The organism is Mesorhizobium sp. WSM4849 (assembly GCF_055811385.1).
The window spans coordinates 1-24,216 of the sequence record NZ_JBVVPW010000039.1; the positions used below are offsets into that span (position 1 = coordinate 1).

The window sequence follows — 24,216 nt, forward strand, 5'->3', positions numbered from 1 at the left end:
CCCCCCCCCCCCCCCCCCCCCCCCCCCCCCCCCCCCCCCCCCCCCCCCCCCCCCCCCCCCCCCCCCCCCCCCCCGCGACCGCCAAGGGTATCCTTGTCACCAATGTCCGCGATTATTGCACCGACGAGGTCGCCGACCATGCGATCGGGCTGTGGCTTGCGGTCGCCCGCAAGCTTTTCCAGTACAACGTCGCGACCCATGAAGGGATCTGGCGTTGGCAGACCGGGCAACCGATCCATCGGTTGAAGGGGCGCACGATGGGCATTGTATCCTTCGGCAAGATCGGCCAGGCGATTGCCGAGCGCGCCAAAGGCTTTGGCGTCGATATCCTCGTTCATGATCCTTACATCGAGGAGGGCGTCGCCGAGGCGAAAGGCGCGCGCCGCGTCGGCAAGGCAGAGATCCTCCAAAACTCCGACTTTCTGATGATGCAGGTGCCAATCACCCCCGAGACCCGGCATTTCCTCGGTGAAGCGGAATTCCAGCAGGTGAAGAAGGGGGCAATTATCGTCAATACCGGTCGCGGTCCGACCATCGACAACCGCGCGCTCTATCGGGCGCTGACCGAAGGCCGCATCGCCGGCGCCGGCCTGGATGATGCGGAAGAGGAGCCGGCCAAGCTCGCCAAGTGGAACCCAAGCAGCAATCCGCTGTTCTCGCTCCCCAATGTCATCGTGACACCCCACGCGGCGTACTATTCCGAAGAATCGATCCGAATTGCCCGCGAAACCGCCGCGTCTGAGGTCGTACGCATGCTGACCGGCGGCATGCCGCTCAACCCGGTTAACGCAGTGGAACTGACGCGAACGCCGGTACGAAGATGAGGGAGGTCATGCGATGTTAAAAGTGTTCAACGATTTCGAGCGGCAGCCGGTGCTGCTTGCGAAGTTCGATGAGGTCGCCAAATGCTATAGCGCCTCATGCGTCTTTGCCGACGCGCAATACCGCCAGGGCGTGATGGATTCGGAGATCAAGCCGCCGTTTCAGGCGAAAATCGTCGGCCAGGCTCTCACGGTCCAGCTCTCTCCGGGAGACCTCGTCGACCCGCTCAGGGCAATCGAGATGGGCAGGGATGGTGACATCATCGTCGTCGACGCGGGCGGCGACCGGCAGACCTCGGTGTGCGGCGGGCTGATGGGCGGGCTCGCCAGGAACCGCGGCATTCGCGGCATGATCATCGATGGCTCCGGCCGCGACATCGACGAGCTTGAGGCGATCGGCTGGCCGATCTGGGCCCGCGCCATCACGGCGCGAGGCACGCACACAATGTATTCAGGCCGAAAGGATGAGCTCTCGATCAACGTGCCAATTCAATGCGGCGGCGTACCTATCAATCCCGGCGATTTCGTGGTTGCCGACACAATCGGCGTGACCGTCGTGCCGGTAGCCAGCGCCGAAACGGTCGTGGAGCTCGCGCGCGAACAGGCAGCGCGCGAACAGAAGACCCGCGAATGGGTCGCCCAAGGGAAAACACTTGAAGAGCTGCTTAACGAGTTCGGTCGTCTTTGAGACCGAGGACCTTTTCGCGTCCGGCCGGCCCCTATATGCTTGTCCTCTGGCGACGCCGTTCGCCCGTGCACGGCGAGAGACGCATCAATATCGGCACGTAAATCGATCACCAGCGGTATCATCAATTATCTTGGCCCGTTCCGGATGTCTTGATGCAATCCGAACGGAAAATTCACCATTGCGGAGATGCCGAACAACGCGGCGGCCGAGAAACCCGGTTCCACCGAACACGCTGACGACGCGATGGTTCATGGCAGCCATGGCTTAGACTTTGTCAGCTCATGTCGACCGTCTCGACCCGGCGGTTCAGGTCACCTGAACAGCACGCCTACTGACCACTATCTATCACTTGGGCTACCTCGTACAGATTGGGATCGATCTCGTCCGTCAACTGATCGAAATGACCCCACTCCTTGCGGAATTCCGGCGATTGATGAGCAGATCGCAGCAGATCGCGATTCTGCCATTGGACGTAGTTGACGATGCGCCGCCCGTCGAGGCTGCGATGCAGGCTGATTGAGATGAAGCCAGGCTGGCGCGCCATAAAGCGCGCTCGCTCGATCATGACCGACAATGCCTCGGCCTGCTTGTCCGGTTCAGAATCGACGATGGTGATTTGGGTGACGTGCTGGTTGTCGGCTCGGATCTGTGTCATAGGGACCTCGCTAGATTGGCAGTTGGATGAGCTGGCCGAGTTTGGGAATGGCGATGCCAGGTAGTCTCTCGGCCGGCGGGCAGAACGCATGCTCTTGGTTCATCGGCGCGACGTAATCGAGCCGGTTGAAGTAGGGCGGCGAGTCTCACGGAATCCGCCCAGTGGCCAACACGTGGCGGAATATCAGGAGGCAACGATGGATTTCAACGACAGGCGTCTCTGGTACGGCGTGGCAGTAGCGATCGTAGTATTGCTCGTCATTGCGTATGCGGCTGGCTGGTTTGGCGGCACACCACCAGCAGCGCCGCCACAGTGAGAGCGATCGTGACCTGGATGGACCCAAGCAGGTTGACGGCCCCGTCACGCCCCTGATGGTTTCGTTGGGCATGTCGTTCGCGCAGCAATCGTTTGAAGCCGCAGCAGCAGAAGCCCTCCTAATGTATCGGGCAAGCCTTCGTGCATCCGAAGATGTCGAAGCCAAGCTGCACAGGGTTCACTACGGCCAGCGAGCGGCTCCGATCCAAATGAATTTGACGAACTGCGGGCCGCATATCTTCGCTCATTTGAGCCCGCTCCGTGTCAGTCGAAGCGTCCTTGCGGCGTTGATCGACAACTCGGCTACATTCCGGCGGATTGGCGAAACCGGACAACCTGGCGTTCGGTCGCGATGGCTCCAATATTTATGACATTGACGCAAATGCGGTCTGGTGGAGCTCCGCAGCGAGCGTGCAGGAGAGATTACCAGGTTGGTGACATTCAAAATTTCAGTTCCTCCATGTGTCGCACGGCCTTGGCGAGGTCATCGTCTTCACGGCAGCAATGGGTGCCAGCAGTCATGACATCTCGCGCCGTCGGCTTGCGGCCATCAAAACCATCCTCTGCCGTTCCTTTGCAATCCTGTTCAACATAAGCGGGCAAGATCATCGATCCCGGCGTTGCCGACGAAATCAGGAAACTCGTATCCGAGTCCGGCTTGACACCGGTGGTGATCCTCGGTGAAGGGGATGATCTCACGCAAGTCCTCAAAGCGCTCGAATGTGGCACCTGCGGCCATATTCCAGTCTCGGTCGACATAGAAATATGCGTCAAGGATCAATCTGGCATTGGCAGGGGCATTTTCGTACCGGCAAGCAGCGTGTTTGCCAAGCAGAAGACAATCGACTCCGTCACTGACAAATTCACGCCGCGTCAGACGGCGGTCGCAGATGCTCTCCGACCGCAACATAATGCGGAAACTGAAGGCCACAAATTGCACGAGGTCGCCTACAAGATGAGGGACCTTTTGCCGCTCGAATACGCCACCCTTGTTCGTTACGGCGGTCCGCCGGCTCAGGCGAGCCCGCTTCAACAATGATGCCGCGAAGCGTCGCCGGCTTATCCGAAGAACGCCTCACGCATCCGAGCGAACATGCCGGGCTGTCTCCCGGCAATCGCCGCACGGATGTGATGGGCGGCCGTTACGGCGCTCACCGTCGCGCCGAAATGACAATAGCAGATGATCTCATGCAATTGCCTGTCGGTCAGTTCGAAGAACCGCCTCGCTTCGCCGTAGTTGTCGTTTTCCAACCCGGCGGCGCGGAGGACAGGATCCTCGAAAGCGACTGAGATCGGCGAGCCGTCGCCGCGCATGGCCCCGCGTGCTCTAACCGGCTGATACTCGGTCTGGTGCAGCGTCGAGAGGCGCCGGTCGGGGTTCCGTTCAAGGAGCTCCGCCCAGCGTTCAAGACGTTCGCTGCGCGACATGGCTTGGCGCGGGTAGGCCTGATCGATCTCGGCGACGATCTGCAGTTGCTCGATCGTCTGGTGTTTCATTTTGGCCCTCCTATTCGGACGATAGTTGGTCCACCCATATCCTTCTTATGCCTGCAGCCAGCGTGACACCAACCGATCGTGAAGTCCAATCACGATGATGCTGGGAGGGCTTCATTGACCGGAGTGCTCCCGCCTACCTCGGGACGGATCTTCGTCCGTGACCGGGAGCTCAACCTCGACGAATATTCGGTGCGTGATGAACCCAACGCCGGTAGTGCCAGCCGCGCCTTTGGATGAGAGCATCGCGACAAGCAGCAGGAGGATCTGGTCACCAATCGAAAGGTGGACGTTGGTCGCCTGCGCGATGAACAGGGCAGCCAACGTCATGTAGATGTGGCCCAGCCTTTCGCCGCCAACGGACAGTCGTCCTTTGCAAGCGATTCAGCACCTGCTAAAATTGCCAAAGCTTCAGCGACGCTCTGTGAACGTCGGCCGAGCATCAAAAGTCAACTCGGGAGGTGAAAAATGTCCAAGAGACAGCTTTGCCTTGCGCTGATCACAGCGCTGGCTCTCGCGGCAGCTCCGCAGGCTGCTGCCGCACAAGACAAGATCAAGATCGGCTTTCTGCCTGGCGTCGTCGATCCTTTCTATCAGGTGATGCAGATTGGCGTTGAGGCTGCGGCGAAGGACCTCGGCGTCGAGGTCGTGACGCAGATCCCGCAGACGTGGGGCGTCGAGGCCCAGACGCCGATTTTGGACGCCATGGTGGCGCGCGGCGACCTCGACTACATCGTGACCGCGCCGACCGACAAGGACCAGATGATCGGTCCACTCAAGGCGGCGGTCGACGCCGGTATCAAGGTCATCACCGTTGATACGTTCCTCGGCGACGGCGACTACGTGAACGGCCCGGTGACCTTCCCGATCAGCTATATCGGCTCTGACAACGTCGAAGGCGGACGCATTTCAGCCCGGGGCCTCGCCAAGGCAATCGGCGGAAAGGGTATTGTCTACATCAACTCCACGAACCCGAACGTCAGCTCGGTCGAGGGTCGCGAGCAGGGCTTCAAGGAGGTGATGGAGAAGGAATTTCCGGACATCAAGGTTCTCGGGCCGGACTACAATCTCGATGACCAGAACAAGGCGACGCAACAGACCGCGGCGGTCCTCGAACGCGAAGCCGACCTCGCCGGAGTGTTCGGCACCAACGTGTTCAGCGCTCAAGGCGCCGGAACGGCCGTCGTCAACGCTGGATTGGGCGGCCACGTTCAAGTTGTCGCCTATGACGCGACGCAATTGGCAATCGAGCTGATGAACAACGGCGTCGTCTCGCTGGTGCTGGCACAGAAACCGTTCGACATGGGCTACATGGCTGTGCAGTTCGCCGCGGCCGATGCTGCCGGCGTCACGAGCCTGCCGCGTCGTGTCGAGACCGGGTTCGCCATCATCGACAAGGACAACGTCAAAGACCCGGCGATTGCCCGCTTCGTCTATCAGGTTCCGGCCAAATAGCGGGCGACGGTTGACTGGCCTGCCGGGAGCGGTGCTCCCGGCATTAGCTCGTGTGCGCTCATGAGGACGAGGTTTTCGTGGCCCGCGTTGAAATGAAGGCGAAGGCGGAGATGGCCCCCGCAACGCAAACCCTAACGCCGCCGAAGCGATTCGTGCTGGCGCTGAGCCGGTCCTGGGCCTGGGCTTTCCTCGCCCTGATGATCGTCTTCTTCGTCGTGACAGTACCGATCGTCAGCTTTGGCGCCGTCAATTTCCTCACCGTGCGCAACTCGCAGAACATCCTCGTCGCCATCACACCGATACTTTTGCTCGGCCTCGGCCAGACCTTCGTCATCATCGCCGCCGGCATCGACCTCTCCGTCGGCTGGGTCATGAGTCTCGCCTCGGTGCTGTCGGCGTTGGCGATCCGCGCTGTCTTCAATGCCGGACTGCCGCTCTTTCCCTCGGTCGTCGTCGGATTCCTCGCCGCGGTGGCCGGCGCCAGTGTCGTCGGTTTCGTCAATGGCGTCATCATCGCCAAGCTGAAAGTACCGGCCTTCATCGTGACGCTGGGCAGCTCGTTCATCGTGCGTGGCGTCGCGTTGTTGATGTCCGAGAACACAACGGTGATCGGCTTGCCTCCAGGAATTCGCGCCTATGGCAATGACGCTCTCGTCTATTTCATACGCGGCGAGGCCGGCGGCCTGTATTTCCTCGCAGCGCCGGAGGTAAGCGGCGAGCTGCTCCGTCGCATGGACCGCATCCTTCCTTATCCCGTGGTGCTCACCGCCATCATCGTCGCGATCGCGATCTTCGTTTTGCGAAAGACCCAGTTCGGCCGGCACACCTACGCCATCGGCGGCAATGTCGAGGCGGCCATCCGCGCCGGCATCCCGGTCGACCGCCATATCATCTCGCTCTACATCCTCTCCTCCGCAACGGCCGGTATCGCCGGTTTCCTGTCGACACTCCGCTTCACTGCCGGCTCGGCGGTGATCGGCGATGCGTTGCTTCTCTCCTCGATCGCCGCCGTCATCATCGGCGGCGTTAGCCTATTCGGCGGCGCCGGAAGCGTGATGGGCACCGTCATCGGCGCTTTGATCATCGCAGTGCTGACTACAGGTCTCGTCATGCTGAACGTCGAGGCGTTCTGGCAATTCATCGTCGTCGGCGTCGTCGTGATCGTTGCCGTCCTGATCGACCAGTCGCGAGACCTGATTATCGGCCGGGCGACACGAGGGCCGCCGACGTGACCGAGCCTGTCCTTTCGATCAGGAAGCTGACCAAGCGCTTCGGCGGCCTTGTGGCCGTCAACGACGTAAGCTGGGATGTCTACCCTGGCGAGGTCGTTGCTCTGCTCGGCGACAACGGCGCCGGCAAGTCGACCCTTATCAAGTGCGTGTCGGGCGTTTATCAGCCGGACGAAGGCGAGATCTGCTTCGAGGGCCGGCTCAGCCATTTTGCCCGCCCGATGGACGCGCGCCGACAGGGCATCGAGACGATCTATCAGGACCTGGCGCTCGCCAACAATCTCGATGTCAGCGCCAATATCTTCCTTGGGCGCGAAGTGAAGAAGCGCTATCTCGCCGGCCTCATCCGGACGCTCGACGAGCAGATGATGCTTCGGGAGTCCCGGGCGGCGCTGGAGTCGCTGGCGATCCAATTCCCGAGCCTCACGCAGCCGATCGAGAGCCTGTCCGGCGGACAACGTCAGGCCGTCGCCATCGCTCGCGCCGTCTATTGGGACGCCCGGTTGATGATTATGGACGAGCCGACCAACAATCTCGGCGTTCCCGAGCAGCACAAGGTCCTGGAGCTCATCAGGAAGCTGCGGGACCAGGGGGTTCCCGTCATCCTGATCACGCACACGCTGCCCGATGTCTTCGCGGTCTCAGACCGCCTCATGGTGATGCGCAGGGGGCACAAGGTGACGGAGAAGCGGACGGCGGGGACGCATACTCAGGAGCTTGTGCAATACATGGTGGGCGCCCTGGACGATACGCGCGTGCAATAGATGGCGGCGCTCGGTGTACTGGAACAGATGACACCGAACGCCATTGTTGCGTTTTGGTCGAAATGGACGACGCTTCCTTATCACCGGACCCGGCTCCTCGAACAGGTGGGCCGACTTTTCGAATTTTTCCAGTGCCCGATACGTGGCTTGCGGCTCACGGACTTGCCGAAACAGCGTCGGTTCGGCAAGTCCGTGAGCTTGGTCGTAGAACGCCAGTTGGTGGTTTGCTCGTCTGAATTTCCCTCTGCTGCACCAGCACTTCTTGCGATTTGAGGTCGTCAGGCCACATGACAGTTTCGCCGTCGCCGTCAGGCTCGGCGTCGTGGCTGTCCTCGTCGTCGCAGTTGTCCAACTCCAGATCGAGGGTGTCGCCCGGCTGCCCGCGATCGACCCAGCCCAGCGACGGCTCATCGTCGGCGGTGTGCTAGCGACCAAGGCTCCGCCCAAGAAAAAGCTAGGCGACTTTGAGTTCCTTGACCGCCTTCTCGAAGGCGGACTTGATCGGCTTGGATACGTCCTCGACGGCTTTGGTCGTGACGGCCTGGAGTTCCTTGGCCTGCGAGACGGCCGTTTCAACCTGCTTGCGGACGAAGGCGGTCTGCAGTTCAACCAATTCGGAAGGCGACTTAGCGGCAATTAGGGCTTCAAAGTGCGAGAAGGCGGCTTCAGTATTGGCGCGCAGAACGGCAATTGTCTTCAGCGACAGATCGCTGCCAACGGCTTTTGCGGTTTCGAAGCTCGACTCGAGAGCCTTCTGGGCGTCTTCAGAGCCCGCCTTGAATTTGGCAAGAACTTCTTTTGACTGTTCGACGCCCTTTTCAGCGGCAAAAACGGTTACAATGCGATCGTTCATGGCCGTCGTGGCTCAAATTCGCCAGCTTATGTCGAGCTGTCTCGGCCGTGCTGTTCAGGTCACGTGAACAGCACGCCTACTGACAACTATCTATCACCTGGGCTACCTCGTACAGATTGGGATCGATCTCGTCCGTCAACTGATCGAAATGACCCCACTCCTTGCGGAATTCCGGCGATTGATGAGCAGATCGCAGCAGATCGCGATTCTGCCATTGGACGTAGTTGACGATGCGCCGCCCGTCGAGGCTGCGATGCAGGCTGATTGAGATGAAGCCAGGCTGGCGCGCCATAAAGCGCGCTCGCTCGATCATGACCGACAATGCCTCGGCCTGCTTGTCCGGTTCAGAATCGACGATGGTGATTTGGGTGACGTGCTGGTTGTCGGCTCGGATCTGTGTCATAGGGACCTCGCTAGATTGGCGATGGATTTGCCGTGTCACTGCTGGCGGTCGAGGGGCCGTCCCGAGCGATCGAACACCCGATCGATCTTGCTCGCCATGATGAAATCGTTCTCGTGCAGTCCTTTTATCTTCTTGGTGCTCAGGGAAACCGTCACATAACCCCAGCCGAAGCTGATGTCGGGGTGATGGCTTTCGGTTTCGGCGAGCTCACCGATCTCCTGAACAAGGGCGAGCGCGTCCCGGAAATTGCGGCATCGAAAGCTCCGTTGGATGCGGTGGGCATCGTCACCCAGCTCCCAATCGGGAGCCTGTGCCTGGAAGCGTTGGGCTTCATCACGCGTGAGCGGCGGGACGCCGCCGCGACAAGGCGTACATGTTTTCTCGGCAAGAGTGTCGGTCATGTTCTTGTCTCCAAGACCATTTTTAGCAGCAAATACGACAGCGACGAGCCTATCGATCGATCTCCCCGAACACGATGTCGAGCGAACCGATGATCGCCGAGATATCGGCTCGCATGTGCCCGCGTCGCTGGCCTTCCGTCGTCCTGGCTATAGTCTCAGGCGCCGCTCAGTAGTCCATTCCGCCCATTCCGCCCATACCTCCTGCGCCACCCATAGCGGGCGAAACCTTCTGCGGAATGTCCGCGATCATTGCTTCAGCGGTGATCAGGAGCGCGGCAATCGAGCCGGCATCCTGCAGGGCCGTGCGAACGACCTTGGCGGGGTCGACGATACCGGCCTTGATCATGTCGACATAGACTTCGTTCTGGGCGTCGAAGCCCTGATCGTGATCCTTGCTGTCGGAGAGCTTGCCGACGACGATCGAACCTTCAACGCCGGAATTCTCGGCAATCTGGCGGATCGGCGCTTCAAGTGCTCTCAGCACAATCGAAATACCTGCCGTCATGTCAGCATTCGCGCCAGTAAGCTCAGTCAAAGCTGCCTTGGCGCGCAAAAGCGCAACACCGCCGCCGGCAACGATGCCTTCTTCCACGGCTGCACGAGTGGCGTTCAGCGCATCATCGATGCGGTCCTTCTTTTCCTTGACTTCCGTCTCGGTCGCGCCGCCGACGCGAATGACAGCAACGCCGCCAGCCAGCTTCGCCAGCCGCTCCTCGAGTTTCTCCTTGTCGTAATCCGAGGTCGTTTCCTCGATCTGCAACTTGATCTGCTGGACGCGCGCCTGGATCGTGGCCTTCTCGCCGGCGCCGTCGATGATCGTCGTCGTATCCTTCTCGATGAGCACGCGCTTAGCCCGCCCGAGCATGTCGATCGTGACGTTCTCGAGTTTGATGCCGAGATCCTCGGAAATCATCTGGCCGGCGGTGAGCACGGCAATGTCTTCTAGCATCGCCTTGCGCCGGTCACCGAAGCCTGGCGCCTTGACGGCTGCGACCTTGAGGCCGCCGCGCAGCTTGTTGACGACCAGCGTCGCCAGCGCCTCGCCTTCGACGTCTTCCGAGATGATCAGCAGCGGCTTACCGCTTTGCACCACAGCTTCGAGGATCGGCAGCAACGCCTGCAAATTGCCGAGCTTCTTCTCATGGATGAGAACGTAAGGGTCCTCCAGCTCCGCGCGCATCTTCTCGGCATTGGTGACGAAATAGGGCGAGAGATAGCCACGGTCGAACTGCATGCCTTCGACGACATCGAGTTCGGTTTCGGCTGTCTTGGCTTCTTCGACGGTGATCACGCCCTCATTGCCGACCTTGTTCATCGCCTTGGCGATCATGGCGCCGACCGACGCGTCGCCATTGGCGGCGATCGTACCAACCTGGGCGATCTCGCCCGAAGATTTGACTTTCCTGGCCCTGGCTTGAATGTCCTTCACCACGGCAGCCACAGCAAGGTCGATGCCGCGCTTGAGATCCATCGGGTTCATGCCCGCGGCAACGAATTTGGCACCTTCGCGCAGGATGGAAGCGGCCAGCACCGTGGCTGTCGTCGTGCCGTCACCAGCAAGGTCGTTGGTCTTCGAGGCCACTTCGCGCACCATCTGGGCGCCCATGTTCTCGAACTTGTCGGCAAGCTCGATTTCCTTGGCGACGGCGACACCATCCTTGGTGATGCGCGGCGCGCCATAGGCCTTGTCGATGACGACATTGCGGCCTTTGGGGCCGAGCGTCACCTTGACGGCGTTGTTCAAAATTTCGACGCCGCGAAGCATCCGGTCGCGGGCATCGGTAGCGAATTTGATTTCCTTGGCAGACATGATTTTACGTCCAGTTCAGTCTTGAAATTGCGGGATCGGAAATCGCCCGGTCAGGCGGCTTTCTTGGCCGCTTTGGTCTTCTCGACGATGCCCATAATGTCGCTCTCCTTCATGATCAGGAGATCCTCGCCGTCGATCTTGACCTCGGTGCCGGACCATTTGCCGAACAGGATGAGATCGCCGGCCTTGACGTCGAGCGGGATCAGCTTGCCGCTCTCGTCACGCGAGCCGGGCCCAACGGCGATCACTTCGCCTTCCTGAGGCTTTTCCTTGGCGGTGTCGGGAATGATGATCCCGCCCTTGGATTTGGTATCGCCTTCCGCGCGCCGAATGACGACGCGGTCGTGGAGTGGCCGGAATTTCATTGGGGTTCTTTCTGCCGCCGCACATAGAGCGACTGCAACACTTAACATAGCCCCTTTGGCACTCGAATGATAGGAGTGCCAAATTTTTAATTCCTCAAGCCGAAAATATTTGAAATGTAAATCAGTCGTTGTTACCGGCGCTTTTGGCCGTCGGAAAGCCGGAGCTATAAGCAATTTTATTGTAATACATCTCTCTTAATTTTGCCGACAACAGACTATATTAATCCGCAATTACGAACCAAACCTATTGAGCCTTGATTGAATGTGCATAGAGACATACATACAGATCGCGAGGATTTGGCCGATTTGGCTTTCGCGGACCCGATCGACATAGGTCCGCGACCCTGACCCGTCATGAAGCACCGAATTTTCGACAGCGAATGTATAGCGCTTGCCCGGCGCGCATGTCGCTCTGTTCGAGCCTTTGAACCACGGCGCTGACCACGGATGTACTGGCGCTGACCACGGATGTACTGGCAGCATTGGGATCTTTCCGGTTCGGATGGAAAAGATGCAGGAGGGGCGTCGGCGTGCTCCTGCGGAAAGCACCCATGGCCAGTCGCACCACGCAGACCGTCGTTCACTTTTCATCCGCGTTCCGGCTGCCGGGTTTTGAGGCGTGGCAACCTGCCGGAGACTACCGCGTCGATCTATTGAGGGGATCCTCCAGGCTTGCCTGGCGACGCGTCGGCGCGTTCATTCACCTGCCGGCAATCGCCCTGCAGAGTTCGGCGCAACAGATGGTGCAACTCAGCCCAGCAGACCTCGACGTCGCTCTCGAAAAGGACCTTGGATAATCATGACCGCACCATCCCGCATGCAACACAGCCTCCCCGCGTGGGGAGCGCCTGTCTGCGCTACGGCGGCGGCTTTCCATGCGAGCCGCTTCAAAAATGATGCTGCGAAACGGCGCCGGCTTTTATCCGACGAACGCGTCGTGAGCGAACATGGAGAGTGAGTTGCGACGGTACGGTCAACGCCTATCCCGCCTAGCTGAGAACCGCACTAGATCGTAATTGTACATCGAATTCCAAGTGGAGGTCGCGTTAGATGCAAAACGCGAGCCCTCTGAAAAAAACCATTTCTCCAAATAAGGCAGCGGGTTTGGAGGCTGTATGAAAAGGGTCGTTGTTTGGCGCTATTTCACGGGCATGCCGTGTCAGATGCACGCGACCTCCGGGGAGTAACATGCTGCTGAGGCTGCACCAGATCGACAAATTCTACCCCACTGGCGAGGGGCCGTTGCATGTTCTGAACGGGATCGATCTTTCGCTGGAGGCGGGCAAGAGCCTTGCGCTGACCGGCGAGTCTGGCAGCGGCAAGAGCACGCTTTTGCACCTCGTTGCAGGGCTCGACAGCCCTGATGCGGGAGAAATCCACCTTGCCGGTACCAATATTGTGGGGCTGAACGATACAGCCCTTGCCGCCCTGCGGCGGGGAACAGTCGGACTTGTGTTCCAGCAGTTCAACCTGATCCCTTCGCTTGATGTGGCGGCCAACCTTGCCTTTCAGGCTCGGCTTGCTGGCCGCCCTGATCCGGCATGGTTGAAAGTCCTTGCCAAACGGCTGGGCCTCGCCCAAGTCCTCACGCGCTACCCTGAACAACTGTCGGCCGGCCAGCAACAGCGGGTGGCGATCGGCCGGACCTTGGCCGCCCGGCCCCGGCTGGTTCTGGCTGATGAGCCCACGGGCAATCTGGATGAGGCAACAGGGGACGCTGTACTCGATCTTATGCTGTCGCTGGTGGCTGAAACGGGTGCCGCCCTGTTAATGGTCACCCATTCCAACCGTCTGGCAAACCGGCTGAACGCCCGCGCTCACCTGCACGCGGGCCGGCTGGTGTGATGGTGTGGACCGGGCTGACAGTGCTCTTGTCTCACTGGCGCAGGCGGCCTGTCCAATTGGCGATGCTGCTTTCGGGGCTATCGCTGGCAACGGCGCTGTGGTCAGCGGTTCAGGCGATCAACGGTGAGGCGCGGGCGAGCTATGACCGTGCAGCGGCGATCCTTGGGCAGGACCGGCTCGCGCAACTAGTGCGTGAGGACGGGGCCTGGATGGATCAACAGGAGTTTGTGAGACTGCGGCGAGCAGGCTGGCTGGCTTCGCCGGTGATTGAAGGTGAAATGCGGTTTGGGGATGTGCGGTTGCGCGTCCTTGGCATTGACCCACTGACTTTGCCGCCGCAGGCGCAGCAGGTGGATATTGCGGCGGATGACCAGTTATTGCCGTTCATCACGGCGCCCGGTGTGCTCTATGCAGCCCCGGAAACCGCGGCACGACTAACCGAGCAAGCGACACCTCCCGTGCGCGTGGCCGAGGGTTTGCCGCCTGGCACTGTCCTCACCGACATCGGGCAGGCGCAGGTCCTGCTTGGGGCAAAGGACAAGATCTCTCGTCTTTTGCTCTGGCCGGACCAACCGATTGGCCGTGCCCCTCTAAAGGTGACAGCCCCCGGCCTGACCCTGCGCGAGCCGAGCGAAACGGGAGATCTTGCCAGGCTGACCGACAGTTTTCACCTGAACCTGACGGCTTTCGGTTTTCTCGCCTTTGCGGTGGGGCTCTTCATCGTGCATTCCGCCATCGGTCTGGCTTTTGAACAGCGCCGCCAGGTATTTCGCACGCTGCGCGCACTGGGCTTGCCGGCACGCGTGCTGGTCCTTTTGCTGATCGCCGAGCTGCTGACCTTCGCCCTCCTCGCGGGGCTGGTGGGCGTGGCACTTGGCTATGTAGTCGCCTCGGCCCTTTTGCCCGACGTCGCCGCCACCCTGCGCGGGCTTTACGGGGCCGATGTGCCGGGAACGCTGTCGATCCGCCCCGCAGTGTGGGCAGCGGGGCTGGCCATCGCGGTAGTCGGCACGCTGGTGGCGGCCGCACAGAGCCTCTGGCGGCTATGGCACCTGCCGCTGCTTGCAGCGGCCCAGCCTCGGGCCTGGGCGCGGGCTTCGGAGCGGGCACTGCGCGCGCAAGGCGTGGCTGCGATGGTGCTCCTGTTGACGGCGGCGGGAATTGCACACTTCGGATCCGGCCTCGAGGCGGGCTTTGCGCTTCTGGCGGCACTGCTGTTGGGGGCGGCACTGGCGCTGCCGCTCGTGCTGACGGGGATATTGCACCTTGGCGGCCGCTTGGCGCGTGGACCACTGGCCGAATGGTTTTGGGCCGACACGCGTCAACAGCTTCCCGGCCTGTCATTGGCGCTAATGGCACTGCTGCTTGCGCTGGCCGCCAATGTGGGCGTCAGCACGATGGTGTCGAGCTTTCGGCTGACCTTCACCGGCTGGCTCGATCAGCGTCTCGCCTCAGAGTTATACGTGACCGCCCGCACCGAAGCAGAGGCCACGGCGATACGCGACTGGCTGGCCCAGCGCAGCGACGCGGTCCTGCCGATCTGGAGCGTTGAGGGTCGGGTCGCAGGCCAGCCCGCGGCAATATACGGCGTGGCCGATCATGCCACCTATCGCGACAACTGGCCGATCCTCTCTGCAGTGCCGGAGGTGTGGGACCGGATCGCCACAGGCGAGGGCGCCCTGATCAACGAACAACTGGCGCGGCGCCGAGGGTTGGGCTTGGGGGACCAGATCACGCTGCCCGGTGGCTGGCGGGCCAGCATCGCCGGCGTCTATGCCGACTATGGCAACCCGATCGGCCAAGTGATCATCGGGATCGACACACTGGTCCAGCACTATCCTGACGTCTCCCGCCTGCGCTATGCCATTCGGATTGCCCCCGGCAAGGCCGAAGCACTGGCTGCGGGTTTGCGGGCGGAATTCGGGCTGCCCGCGCAGAACGTGATTGACCAGGCCGGGATCAAGGTCTTTTCGCTCAAAGTGTTTGAGCGCACATTCAGAGTAACAGCCGCGCTGAATGTGCTGACGCTGGGAGTCGCGGGGCTGGCGATGTTTGCGAGCCTCATGACCCTGTCGGGGATGCGCCTGCCGCAACTGGCGCCGGTCTGGGCCATGGGTCTGACCCGCCGCCACCTCGCATGGTTGGAGCTTTCGCGCGGCTTGCTGTTGGCAGCCTTGACCATGCTGGCCGCTGTGCCTGTAGGTATTGCGCTCGCCTTTGTTCTACTGGCGGTGGTGAATGTCGAGGCTTTTGGCTGGCGTCTGCCGATGCACCTTTTTCCCGGTGACTGGGTGCGGCTGGCGGCGCTCGCGCTGCTGGCGGCCGGACTTGCAGCCGCCGTGCCTGCCTGGCGGCTGGCGCGTCTTTCGCCATCGGATTTGCTGAAGGTATTTGCACATGAGCGTTAGAGCATTGCTGATCTACATGTGCTTGGCCGCACCTGCCTTTGGCCAAGGTTTTGCTGGGCTAGGCACAGAGGCTGACGGGTTTTCAGTGCCGCAGCCGGGGACTGCATTCAACTTTCCGGCAGACCACGGCCCGCACCCCGGTTACCGGATCGAATGGTGGTATTTGACCGCCAACCTGCAAGCTGCGGATGGAGCGGACTATGGCGTGCAATGGACTCTTTTCCGATCCGCCCTGGCCCCGGTGGAGCGGTCAGGCTGGTCCAGTCCGCAGCTTTGGATGGGCCATGCGGGGCTGACGACGCAAACGCACCAATTCGTGGCCGAACGGATGGCACGGGGGGGCATCGGCCAGGCGGGGGTTACGGCTGCGCCCTTTGCGGCCTGGATTGACAACTGGCAGATGGCAGGCCGGGCCCTGCCAGAGGCGGATGCGCTGTCGGCGCTCGACCTGCGTGCGGCGGGACAGGCGTTTTCCTACGAACTGGCGTTGGACGCCAAAGGCCCTCTGGTGCCGCAGGGAGTGCAGGGCTATTCGGTGAAATCCGAGAAGGGGCAGGCGAGCTATTATTACTCGCAACCATTCTACCACGTGACCGGCACGCTGACCCTTCCGGCAGGCGCGATTGCGGTGACCGGTCAGGCGTGGTTGGACCACGAATGGTCCTCGCAGCCGCTGGCTGAGGATCAAACCGGGTGGGACTGGTTCTCGCTGCATTTCGACAGCGGCGAAAAGATGATGGGCTTTCGCCTGCGCGACGGAGGCGCGGGCTTTACATCGGCCACATGGATCAAGGCCGACGGCAGGCCGCAGCCGCAGGCCCCCGGCGCGCTAAGGGTGACGCCGCTCGAAACGGCGGCAGTCGCGGGACGTAGCGTGCCGATCCGCTGGAGGGTGCAATTGTCGGAAAAAGGGGTGGATGTGACCATCCGGACGCTAAACCCAGAAGCCTGGATGGACACACGCTTTCCCTATTGGGAAGGCCCGATCCGATTTGAGGGCACCCATGCCGGGCGCGGCTATCTCGAGATGACAGGCTATGAGTGACTGGAGGACGCTGCTCGATCGCGAGATTCGCGACGGTTGGGGAATTGCCGAAAATGGAGAAGGTTAGTTTCCAGCGCCCTTCCCTCTACCATTTTAGACGTTTAAAGGCATGATATTGTTGGATTTTTTCGGCAAATAGTCGAAAAAGGCTCCGGCGTCAGTCCAGGTTCTGACCGCCTTGGTGCGCCACGCGACAGCCATAGCCCGGCGGCTGGCAACAGAGGTCGACTGGCGCCACTCCAGCTTGTCAGGCGTGATCGTTAGCGCACGGATACGCCGCCCTGCGGCGTGGAGGATGGCGTTGGCGATTGCCGGCGCGACGCCGACCATTGCGATCTCGCCGAGGCCTTTTACGCCGAGAGGATCCACGCACGGGTCCTCCTTGTCGACGAAGATCACGTCCATGACGGTCGGCGTGAACCGGCACAGCATATCCGGCGAAGTTGGCGTTCGTGACGCGCCCGTTGCGGTTGTCGATCACCGAACGCCTGATCCGTTTAGGACATTCCACGTCGATCGTGCCCGGGTGCAACTCGTCTCACTAGCTTGTATAACGAGTATCGACTTATCGGCGTGAGCCATAAATGCAGCGCGGAAGACTTGATATGCTTCTGGCCTTTCTGGCCGTCGCACGGGAAGGCAGCTTTACGCGGGCCGCCGCGCAGCTCGGAATTTCGCAGTCCACACTGAGCCACACGATCCGCGATCTCGAAGAGCGCCTGGGCCTTCGTCTGCTGACCCGCACGACCCGCAGCGTTTCACCGACAGCGGCCGGCGAGCGCTTGCTTCGCAACATCGGCCCGCATTTCGAGGAGATCGAGGCCGAACTCGACGCATTGAGCGAGTTGCGGGAGAAGCCCGCCGGCACCATTCGTCTCACCGCCAGTGATCACGCATTCAAATCCGTGCTCTGGCCGAAGCTGGCGAAGCTGCTGCCGGACTATCCCGACATCATGGTCGAGGTCTTCATTGACAACGCACTGACGGACATCGCCGCAGAACGGTTCGACGCAGGCGTGCGACTCGGAGAGCAGGTTGCAAAGGACATGATCGCCGTGCGCGTCGGACCGGATGTCCGCTTCGCCGTCGTTGGTGCGAAGTCTTATTTCGCCGGGCGGCCGCCGCCGACGACGCCGCTGGAACTGACCGGTCACGTTTGCATCAACCAGCGCTTTTCCACCAACGGCGGGCTGTGGGCCTGGGATTTCGAGCGAGACGGTCGCGAACTGAAGGTGCGGGTGGACGGCCAGATCGTCCTGAATGGCACGGTCGGGATTCTTGAAGCCGCGCTGGATGGTTTCGGCCTCGCCTATGTGCCGGAGGACGTGGCGGAGCCTCATCTTGAGAGCGGTCGCCTTATGCGGGTGCTGGATGAGTGGTCCCCGCCGTGGCCAGGATATTACTTCTATTATCCCAGCCGCCGTCAGACGTCCCCCGCTTTCGCTCTGCTCGTCGACGCGCTTCGACACAAGAGCTGAGATATGTCGGTCCATCACCCAGCTTCGAAAGGCTGGTTATAAGGCTCAGGTCGGGCGTTGGCAGCATGTGGCCCACGCAGACGTTCAACTGCTCGGACTAAATGTCTGAAAAGCGCCGCGTTGCGGACCAGCCTGTGAATTGAAAAGCCCGCGCCTCCGGGAGAGGCCGCGGGCAACGGTCTGTTGGGATCAGAGGGACTGATCCAGTTGTAATGTGGGTACCTTCCATGATCAGCGCATCGGTCAAATGGATGAAAGCCCGCGCCCGGGGGAGAAGGATGCGGGCTGTGATCGGCGGGAGGATCCGATCTGGCAGCATTTGTCTACGGCTGCAGAAGTCGATCTTTCGTCGCTGGCCTGTGTTCCACACGGAAAAAAACGCCGCACAAGGATTGGTGAAATAGGTGGCGTTGCTGCTCGGCAAGACGCAGCAATCTTGCTAAGATTGGCGGTGGGAGGAGACGGACATGCAATCGCTGCCGATAGCCCATCCAAGCGTAGCGAAGGCGACAGCCGGGGTATCGCTTCCTCTCGCCTATTCCACCGCGACGCTCTGCTGGCTCCTGTCCGCCGGCGTCTACATCGCAGCCAAGTGGGTTGCCCCCGAAATGCCGCCTTGGGCGCTCTGCTTCTGGCGGCTAACGCTCGCCTGCGCGATCCTGCTGCCCATCGTCCATCGCCACCATGGGGCGATGCTCGTGCTGGTCCAATCCCGGGCGATCGAGGTGCTGGCCATCGGCGCGATCGGGCTGACCCTCTGTCAGGGCATGATCTACACGGGCCTCAACTACACCGACGCGACGACCGCCGGCATTATCATGGCCCTGTCGCCGATCATGACCATGGTGCTTGCCCGCTTCGTGCTCGACGAGCCCCTCGGCGTCTGGAAGGCGCTTGGTGCGCTGCTCGCTCTGGTCGGGATGGTGGTGATTGTAGCGCGCGGCGACCTTACCGCGCTGATGCGGCTCCAGTTCAATCCCGGCGAGTTGTGGATCGTCGGCAGCGCGTTTTGCTGGGGCCTCTACACCGTGCTGCTGCGTCGTTCCAAATTCGCTATCGAGCTTCTGCCGATGGTTGTCCTGCTGCTAGGAGCCGGCGCGCTGGCCGCACTCCCCCTTTATCTCTGGGAGCTGTTTTCCGGGGAGCGTTCGGCGCTGCATGCGAACGGCCTTCTGGCCCTCGCCTATGTCGCTGGCCCGGGCGGCGCTCTGATGTATTACCTCTACAACCGCAGCGTCGAGACGCTTGGCGCCGGGCGCGCCAGCATGCTGCTCTATCTGCAGACTGTCTTCGTTGCCGTGCTCGCTTATCTGTTCCTTGGGGAAGGCTTGCACGACTACGACCTCGCCGGCGCTGCCTTTATCGTCGCCGGCCTGGTGCTGGCCACCACGATCAAGCCGAGGCAGCGCACGGTGCATGTCGCGTAGGGAACATCAGCACCGCCGATTCCGAGACAGCGCTTAGCGATCAAGAGCCGAGGCGCACATCACGCCAGATGATTTTCGACGATTACGGATTTCATCACGTTCACACCTCGCCTCGCTAAATTAGGCAAGCCTGTATAGCGGCTTCACTGGACCGTTATCGCGGGTGCGCCGGGCTTGACGTCGCCGATCACGCAAGCCGACGTGTAACCATCCGCGACAATCTTTTCGACCAGGGCCGCCGCTCTGTCGCGCTCGCAGGCGACGAGCAGCCCGCCCGAAGTCTGTGGATCGGTGAGAAGATGGCGCCGCCACTCCGGCATATCGGTGGGCAGGAGCACCGCGTCGCCATAGCTCGCCCAGTTGCGCCGCGAAGCGCCGGTGACAAATCCTTGCTCTGCCAGCAGCACGGCTTCGGAAAAGAGCGGAACGTCGCGATCACGAATGACCAGAAGACAGCCTGAGCCGCGCGCCATCTCGAGAGCATGTCCGAGCAGGCCGAAACCGGTCACGTCGGTCATCGCACGGACACTCTCATCCTGCGCGAGCTCCGATCCGATCCGGTTGAGCAGGGTGGTCGAGGCGATCATCTCGACATAGGCGCTGGGCGGGAGCGCCTGCTTCTTGAAGGCGGCGGAGTAGATGCCGACGCCGAGTGCCTTCGTCAGGATCAAGGCGTCTCCCGGCCTCGCGCCCGAATTGCGCCGGACGTCATCGGGCCGGCATGTACCGATCACGGCAAGACCATAGATCGGCTCCGGCGAGTCGATCGAGTGGCCGCCGGCGACCGGGATTCCGGCGGTGGCGCAAACTGCCCGTCCGCCCTTCAAAATGTCTCGGACCATATGCGTCGGCATCTTGTCGAGCGGCATACCGAGAATGGCCAGCGCCATGATTGGCCGGCCGCCCATCGCATAGACGTCGGAGATCGCGTTGGTCGCGGCGATCCGCCCGAAATCATACGGATCGTCCACCATGGGCATGAAGAAATCGGTGGTGGCGATGACACAGGTGTCCTCGTCAAGCTGCCACACAGCGGCGTCATCTCCGGTCTCGGTGCCGACAAGAAGCTGACGAAAGGGATTGGTCTCGACCTGGTCTGCGAGAAGCTGCTGAAGGACGGACGGCGCCAGCTTGCAGCCGCAGCCGCCGCCATGGGCGAGACTGGTCAAGCGAAGCACAGGAGCATCGGCGACTTCAGGAGAGAGGGCGACTGCCATGGCAAGCCTCCTTAGATTGGCACCGAGCGAGATACCGAGTGGAATTGGCGTTGGCCGTACACCGGCGATCGTTCGGGGAACCGATTTGACGGAACGGAGAGATCAGACGCGGAAACGGTGAGAGCGGCCCGAAGACGCTTGGTGAGAGGGGAAAAGCGGACACATGCGCAGCCGCGGAGCGCACGCTTGCGCCACCGTCGGCCGTCGTCCGAAAAGCGCCCCGGCACGCGGGAGCCGTTTCCAATACCACGCAGCACTCTAAGATTATCCTTGGACAAGCGTCAATCGCACTCTCGTCCTAAAACATGAGTTATATCGTCAACTATAATCAGTAAGAAAATGCAGAGCAGTCGGAACGCTTTGCTTTGTTTGACATTGTCCTGTTTTGGATCAGAATGCACTCGTACCCTTGGTTCGGGATGCCCTTCGGAGCATCCGCTTCGGGAGGACATTCAAATGAACATCGAACTGTCACGGCGCGCGTTCCTGCAGACGGCAGGCGCGGGTCTCGCCGGTACTACGCTTGGAGCTCTCGGCTTCGGCGATATCGAAGCCGCACATGCCGAGGCGATACGATCCTTCAAACTCGCCAACACCACCGAGACACGGAACACGTGCCCATACTGCTCAGTGGCGTGCGGTGTGATCCTCTACTCAAAGGGCGATCTCAGGAAGGGCGAACAGGCCGAAATCACCCATATCGAGGGCGATACCGACCACCCAACCAACCGCGGCACCTTGTGCCCCAAGGGCTCGGCCCTGCTCGGCTTCGTCAAGGCCCCGACCCGCTTACAGCAGCCGATGATCCGCAAGCCCGGGGCGGACAAGTTCGAGCCGACAACGTGGGAAAACGCGCTTGACCGCATCGCCCGCCTGATGAAGGACGATCGCGACCAGAACTTTGTCGCGACGAACAATGACGGCGTGACGGTCAACCGATGGATCACCACCGGCTTCCTCGCCGCTTCGGCGACGACCAATGAAACCGCGTTCGAGACCTACAAGGTGGTCCGCAGCGCGGGCATGCTGGTGTTCGATAATCAGGCACGTGTCTGACACGGCCCGACGGTGGCGAGTCTCGCCCCAACATTCGGCCGCGGAGCAATGACGAATTCCTGGACCGATATCAGGAACACCGATCTTGTCGTGATCATGGGCGGCAATGCCGCCGAGGCCCATCCTTGCGGCTTCAAATGGGTCACTGAGGCGAAGGCCAACCGTGGCGCCAAGCTCATTGTCGTCGACCCGCGCTTCACGCGCTCGGCTTCGGTGTCGGATCTCTATGCACCAATCCGTCAAGGCACGGACATCGCCTTCCTGCTCGGGCTGATCAACTATTGCATCGAAAACGACAAGGTGCAGCGGGACTATGTGAAAGCGTTCACCAACGCCGGCTATGTCGTCAAGCAGGGCTTCACTTACCAGGACGGCCTGTTTTCCGGCTACGACGAGGCGAAGCGCGACTACGACAAGTCAAGCTGGGACTACGAGGTCGGCGCGGACGGTTTCGCCGTCGTCGATGATACGCTGGCAAATCCTCGCTGCGTCTGGAACCTGCTGAAGAACCATGTCGCGGTCTACACGCCGGAGATGGTCGAGCGCATCTGCGGCACGCCGAAGGACAAGTTCCTGAAGGTCGCCGAGATGGTGGCGGAGTGCTCGTCGCCGACCAAGGCGATGACCTCGATGTACGCGCTCGGCTGGACGCAACACTCGAAGGGTTCGCAGAACATCCGCGCTATGGCGATGCTGCAGCTCATTCTGGGCAATATCGGCGTTCGCGGCGGCGGCATGAACGCGCTGCGCGGCCATTCCAACATCCAGGGGCTGACCGACGTCGGTCTGATGTCGAACTTGCTTCCTGGCTATCTGACGCTGCCCAACGAGAAGGAACCGGACCTCACCGCCTATATGTCGACCCGCGGTTTCAAGCCGCTCAGGCCGAACCAGATGAGCTACTGGCAGAACTACAGGAAGTTCTTCGTCAGTTTCCAGAAGGCCATGTACGGCTCGGCGGCAACCCCGGAAAATGACTTTGCCTACGACTACCTGCCGAAGCTCGACGTGCCCGGCTACGACGTGCTGCGCGCCTTCGATATGATGCACCAGGGCAAGATCAACCTGTATCTTTGCCAAGGCTTCAACGCGCTGCAAGCGTTCCCCAACAAGCAGAAGATCACGGCCTCGCTCTCCAAGCTCAAGCTCCTGGTCGTCATGGACCCGTTGGCTACCGAGACGGCGCGGTTTTGGGAGAACCACGGCGCGCACAATGACGTCGATCCGTCGGCGATCCAGACCGAAGTGATCGAACTGCCGTCGACGTGCTTTGCCGAAGACGACGGCTCCCTTACCAATTCGGGGCGCTGGCTGCAGTGGCACTGGGCCGGCGGCACGCCGCCGGGCGAGGCCAAGCGCGACACCTGGATCATGGCGCAGATCCATCTTCGCCTGAAGGAACTCTATCGCAAGGAAGGCGGCGCCTTCCCCGATCCGATCCTCAATCTCCATTGGCCCTATGCCGATCCGGGCGATCCGACGGCCGAGGAAATCGCTCAGGAGATCAATGGCCGAGCGCTCGCGACGGTGACGGACACGGCCGATCCGACCAAGGTGCTTGCCGAGGCCGGAAAACTGTTGCCGGGCTTCGCCGCGCTGCGCGACGACGGCTCCACATCCTGCGGCTGCTGGATCTATTCCGGCTGCTTCAACGAGAAGGGCAACAACATGGCCCGTCGGGATACTGACGATCCCGACGAGACCGGCGCCTACCTGAAGTGGGCGTTCTCGTGGCCTGCCAATCGCCGCATCCTCTACAACAGGGCGTCGGCCGATTTGAACGGCAAGGCCTGGGATCCCGACCGCAAGGTGATCGAGTGGGACGGGGCGAAATGGTCGGGTTATGACGTCCCGGACATCGCGCCGACAGCGAAGCCCGGCGAGGTCGGCCCGTTCATCATGAATCCGGAAGGCGTGTCGCGCCTCTTCACCCGGGGAATGATGCGGGACGGACCTTTCCCGGCGCACTACGAGCCGTTCGAATCGCCGATCATCAATCCGGTCGCGCCCAACGTCCGGGGCAACCCGGCAGCGCGGGTATTCGAAGGGGATTTCAGGCAGTTCGCCGAGCCGGCCTCGGCGGAGTTCCCCTATGCGGCGACCTCCTACCGCCTGACCGAGCATTTCCACTTCTGGACCAAGCACGTCATCGTCAACGCTGTGATGCAGCCGGAGTTCTTTGTGGAGATATCGGAACAGCTTGCGGCCGAAAAAGGTATCGCCAAGGACGGTTGGGTGCGCGTTTGGTCCAAGCGCGGCTCTGTCACGGCGAAGGCGATGGTAACGAAGCGGATCAAGCCGCTGACCTGCGACGGCAAGACCGTCCACATCGTCGGCATTCCACTGCACTGGGGCTTCACCGGAGCGGCAAAGAAGGGATTCGGCCCGAACATGCTGACGCCCTATGTCGGCGACGCCAACATCGAGACGCCCGAATACAAGGCGTTTCTAGTCAATATCGAGCCCGTCTCCGGGCCGGTAGCATAG

At 61.3% G+C, this 24,216-nt stretch carries 23 protein-coding genes and 3 pseudogenes; 14 read left to right on the top strand and 12 right to left on the bottom strand.

The window, feature by feature from the left end; all coding sequences use genetic code 11:
- On the top strand, positions 1-824 hold an 824-nt coding region (locus AC0L3L_RS30830), incomplete at its 5' end, for a C-terminal binding protein (protein WP_473640897.1).
- A 13-nt stretch (positions 825-837) separates the two neighbouring features.
- Positions 838-1,509 carry an RraA family protein gene (locus AC0L3L_RS30835; protein ID WP_473640899.1) on the top strand — a complete coding sequence of 224 codons (672 nt, stop codon included), beginning with the start codon at positions 838-840 and terminating at the stop codon, positions 1,507-1,509.
- Between the two features lie 328 nt (positions 1,510-1,837).
- Here the strand turns inward: AC0L3L_RS30835 and AC0L3L_RS30840 are convergent, their stop codons facing one another.
- Positions 1,838-2,164, bottom strand: coding sequence for an antibiotic biosynthesis monooxygenase family protein (locus AC0L3L_RS30840; protein ID WP_189501698.1), 327 nt, complete (start codon positions 2,162-2,164; stop codon positions 1,838-1,840).
- Positions 2,165-2,920: 756 nt separating this feature from the next.
- The gene (locus AC0L3L_RS30845) at positions 2,921-3,082 is read right to left on the bottom strand and encodes a CBS domain-containing protein (protein ID WP_473640901.1); all 162 of its coding nucleotides are present in this window, start codon (positions 3,080-3,082) and stop codon (positions 2,921-2,923) included.
- A 55-nt stretch (positions 3,083-3,137) separates the two neighbouring features.
- Between AC0L3L_RS30845 and AC0L3L_RS30850 the strand changes: the two genes are divergently transcribed.
- Positions 3,138-3,518 (top strand): hypothetical protein, encoded by a 381-nt coding sequence (locus AC0L3L_RS30850; protein ID WP_473490007.1) that lies wholly within the window; start codon positions 3,138-3,140, stop codon positions 3,516-3,518.
- A gap of 20 nt (positions 3,519-3,538) precedes the next feature.
- On the opposite strand, the gene AC0L3L_RS30855 is transcribed toward AC0L3L_RS30850, so the two are convergent.
- On the bottom strand, positions 3,539-3,976 hold the full coding sequence (locus AC0L3L_RS30855) for a hypothetical protein (RefSeq protein ID WP_473640903.1): 438 nt from the start codon (positions 3,974-3,976) through the stop codon (positions 3,539-3,541).
- 114 nt (positions 3,977-4,090) lie between these two features.
- On the opposite strand from AC0L3L_RS30855, the gene AC0L3L_RS30860 reads away from it, so the two are divergent.
- On the top strand, positions 4,091-4,213 hold the full coding sequence (locus AC0L3L_RS30860; protein WP_473640905.1) for a hypothetical protein: 123 nt from the start codon (positions 4,091-4,093) through the stop codon (positions 4,211-4,213).
- On the opposite strand, the pseudogene AC0L3L_RS30865 reads toward AC0L3L_RS30860, so the two are convergent.
- A pseudogene (locus AC0L3L_RS30865) lies at positions 4,169-4,312 on the bottom strand (cation:dicarboxylate symporter family transporter); the annotation flags it as partial. The gene AC0L3L_RS30860 and the pseudogene AC0L3L_RS30865 overlap by 45 nt on opposite strands.
- Before the next feature lie 129 nt (positions 4,313-4,441).
- Here AC0L3L_RS30865 and AC0L3L_RS30870 point away from each other — a divergent pair.
- The 3 genes from AC0L3L_RS30870 to AC0L3L_RS30880 all read left to right on the top strand — a co-directional run bounded on the left by AC0L3L_RS30870 (position 4,442) and on the right by AC0L3L_RS30880 (position 7,421).
- Entirely contained in the window at positions 4,442-5,428 is a 987-nt protein-coding gene (locus AC0L3L_RS30870; RefSeq protein ID WP_473490005.1) for an ABC transporter substrate-binding protein, read from the top strand.
- A 77-nt stretch (positions 5,429-5,505) separates the two neighbouring features.
- Entirely contained in the window at positions 5,506-6,660 is a 1,155-nt protein-coding gene (locus tag AC0L3L_RS30875; RefSeq protein ID WP_473490004.1) for an ABC transporter permease, read from the top strand.
- On the top strand, positions 6,657-7,421 hold the full coding sequence (locus tag AC0L3L_RS30880) for an ATP-binding cassette domain-containing protein (protein WP_473640907.1): 765 nt from the start codon (positions 6,657-6,659) through the stop codon (positions 7,419-7,421). The genes AC0L3L_RS30875 and AC0L3L_RS30880 overlap by 4 nt, the downstream gene beginning before the upstream one ends.
- Positions 7,422-7,875: 454 nt before the next feature.
- Here the strand turns inward: AC0L3L_RS30880 and AC0L3L_RS30885 are convergent, their stop codons facing one another.
- From AC0L3L_RS30885 to AC0L3L_RS30910, 6 genes and pseudogenes are all read right to left on the bottom strand, one after another.
- Positions 7,876-8,274 carry a phasin gene (locus AC0L3L_RS30885; RefSeq protein ID WP_473640909.1) on the bottom strand — a complete coding sequence of 133 codons (399 nt, stop codon included), beginning with the start codon at positions 8,272-8,274 and terminating at the stop codon, positions 7,876-7,878.
- A 76-nt stretch (positions 8,275-8,350) separates the two neighbouring features.
- Positions 8,351-8,677, bottom strand: coding sequence for an antibiotic biosynthesis monooxygenase family protein (locus AC0L3L_RS30890; protein WP_473640910.1), 327 nt, complete (start codon positions 8,675-8,677; stop codon positions 8,351-8,353).
- Positions 8,678-8,712: 35 nt separating this feature from the next.
- The gene (locus tag AC0L3L_RS30895; protein ID WP_095491315.1) at positions 8,713-9,078 is read right to left on the bottom strand and encodes a 4a-hydroxytetrahydrobiopterin dehydratase; all 366 of its coding nucleotides are present in this window, start codon (positions 9,076-9,078) and stop codon (positions 8,713-8,715) included.
- 49 nt (positions 9,079-9,127) lie between these two features.
- Positions 9,128-9,202, bottom strand: a pseudogene (locus AC0L3L_RS30900) (NADH-quinone oxidoreductase subunit D-related protein); the annotation flags it as partial.
- Between the two features lie 42 nt (positions 9,203-9,244).
- The gene (gene groL, locus AC0L3L_RS30905) at positions 9,245-10,888 is read right to left on the bottom strand and encodes a chaperonin GroEL (RefSeq protein ID WP_473640912.1); all 1,644 of its coding nucleotides are present in this window, start codon (positions 10,886-10,888) and stop codon (positions 9,245-9,247) included.
- Between the two features lie 50 nt (positions 10,889-10,938).
- Entirely contained in the window at positions 10,939-11,253 is a 315-nt protein-coding gene (locus tag AC0L3L_RS30910) for a co-chaperone GroES (protein WP_473640913.1), read from the bottom strand.
- A 551-nt stretch (positions 11,254-11,804) separates the two neighbouring features.
- Between AC0L3L_RS30910 and AC0L3L_RS30915 the strand changes: the two genes are divergently transcribed.
- The 4 genes from AC0L3L_RS30915 to AC0L3L_RS30930 all read left to right on the top strand — a co-directional run bounded on the left by AC0L3L_RS30915 (position 11,805) and on the right by AC0L3L_RS30930 (position 16,551).
- Entirely contained in the window at positions 11,805-12,050 is a 246-nt protein-coding gene (locus AC0L3L_RS30915; RefSeq protein ID WP_473640915.1) for a hypothetical protein, read from the top strand.
- A 391-nt stretch (positions 12,051-12,441) separates the two neighbouring features.
- Positions 12,442-13,098, top strand: a complete 657-nt coding sequence (locus AC0L3L_RS30920; RefSeq protein WP_473640917.1) for an ABC transporter ATP-binding protein — start codon at positions 12,442-12,444, stop codon at positions 13,096-13,098.
- On the top strand, positions 13,098-15,506 hold the full coding sequence (locus tag AC0L3L_RS30925; RefSeq protein WP_473640960.1) for an ABC transporter permease: 2,409 nt from the start codon (positions 13,098-13,100) through the stop codon (positions 15,504-15,506). Before AC0L3L_RS30920 ends, AC0L3L_RS30925 begins: the two co-directional genes overlap by 1 nt.
- Complete coding sequence (locus AC0L3L_RS30930) at positions 15,496-16,551, top strand: lipocalin-like domain-containing protein (protein ID WP_473486499.1); 1,056 nt, start codon at positions 15,496-15,498, stop codon at positions 16,549-16,551. Before AC0L3L_RS30925 ends, AC0L3L_RS30930 begins: the two co-directional genes overlap by 11 nt.
- 240 nt (positions 16,552-16,791) lie before the next feature.
- On the opposite strand, the pseudogene AC0L3L_RS30935 reads toward AC0L3L_RS30930, so the two are convergent.
- Positions 16,792-17,035, bottom strand: a pseudogene (locus tag AC0L3L_RS30935) (xanthine dehydrogenase family protein molybdopterin-binding subunit); the annotation flags it as partial.
- Positions 17,036-17,135: 100 nt separating this feature from the next.
- On the opposite strand from AC0L3L_RS30935, the gene AC0L3L_RS30940 reads away from it, so the two are divergent.
- Together AC0L3L_RS30940 and AC0L3L_RS30945 are read left to right on the top strand one after the other, a co-directional pair.
- Positions 17,136-18,029 (top strand): LysR family transcriptional regulator, encoded by an 894-nt coding sequence (locus AC0L3L_RS30940; RefSeq protein ID WP_473640919.1) that lies wholly within the window; start codon positions 17,136-17,138, stop codon positions 18,027-18,029.
- A 467-nt stretch (positions 18,030-18,496) separates the two neighbouring features.
- Entirely contained in the window at positions 18,497-19,456 is a 960-nt protein-coding gene (locus AC0L3L_RS30945) for a DMT family transporter (RefSeq protein ID WP_473486497.1), read from the top strand.
- Between the two features lie 143 nt (positions 19,457-19,599).
- On the opposite strand, the gene selD is transcribed toward AC0L3L_RS30945, so the two are convergent.
- Positions 19,600-20,673 carry a selenide, water dikinase SelD gene (gene selD, locus AC0L3L_RS30950; RefSeq protein WP_473640921.1) on the bottom strand — a complete coding sequence of 358 codons (1,074 nt, stop codon included), beginning with the start codon at positions 20,671-20,673 and terminating at the stop codon, positions 19,600-19,602.
- A 456-nt stretch (positions 20,674-21,129) separates the two neighbouring features.
- Here selD and fdnG point away from each other — a divergent pair, with 456 nt between their 5' ends.
- The gene (gene fdnG / locus AC0L3L_RS30955) at positions 21,130-24,216 is read left to right on the top strand and encodes a formate dehydrogenase-N subunit alpha (RefSeq protein WP_473527190.1); all 3,087 of its coding nucleotides are present in this window, start codon (positions 21,130-21,132) and stop codon (positions 24,214-24,216) included.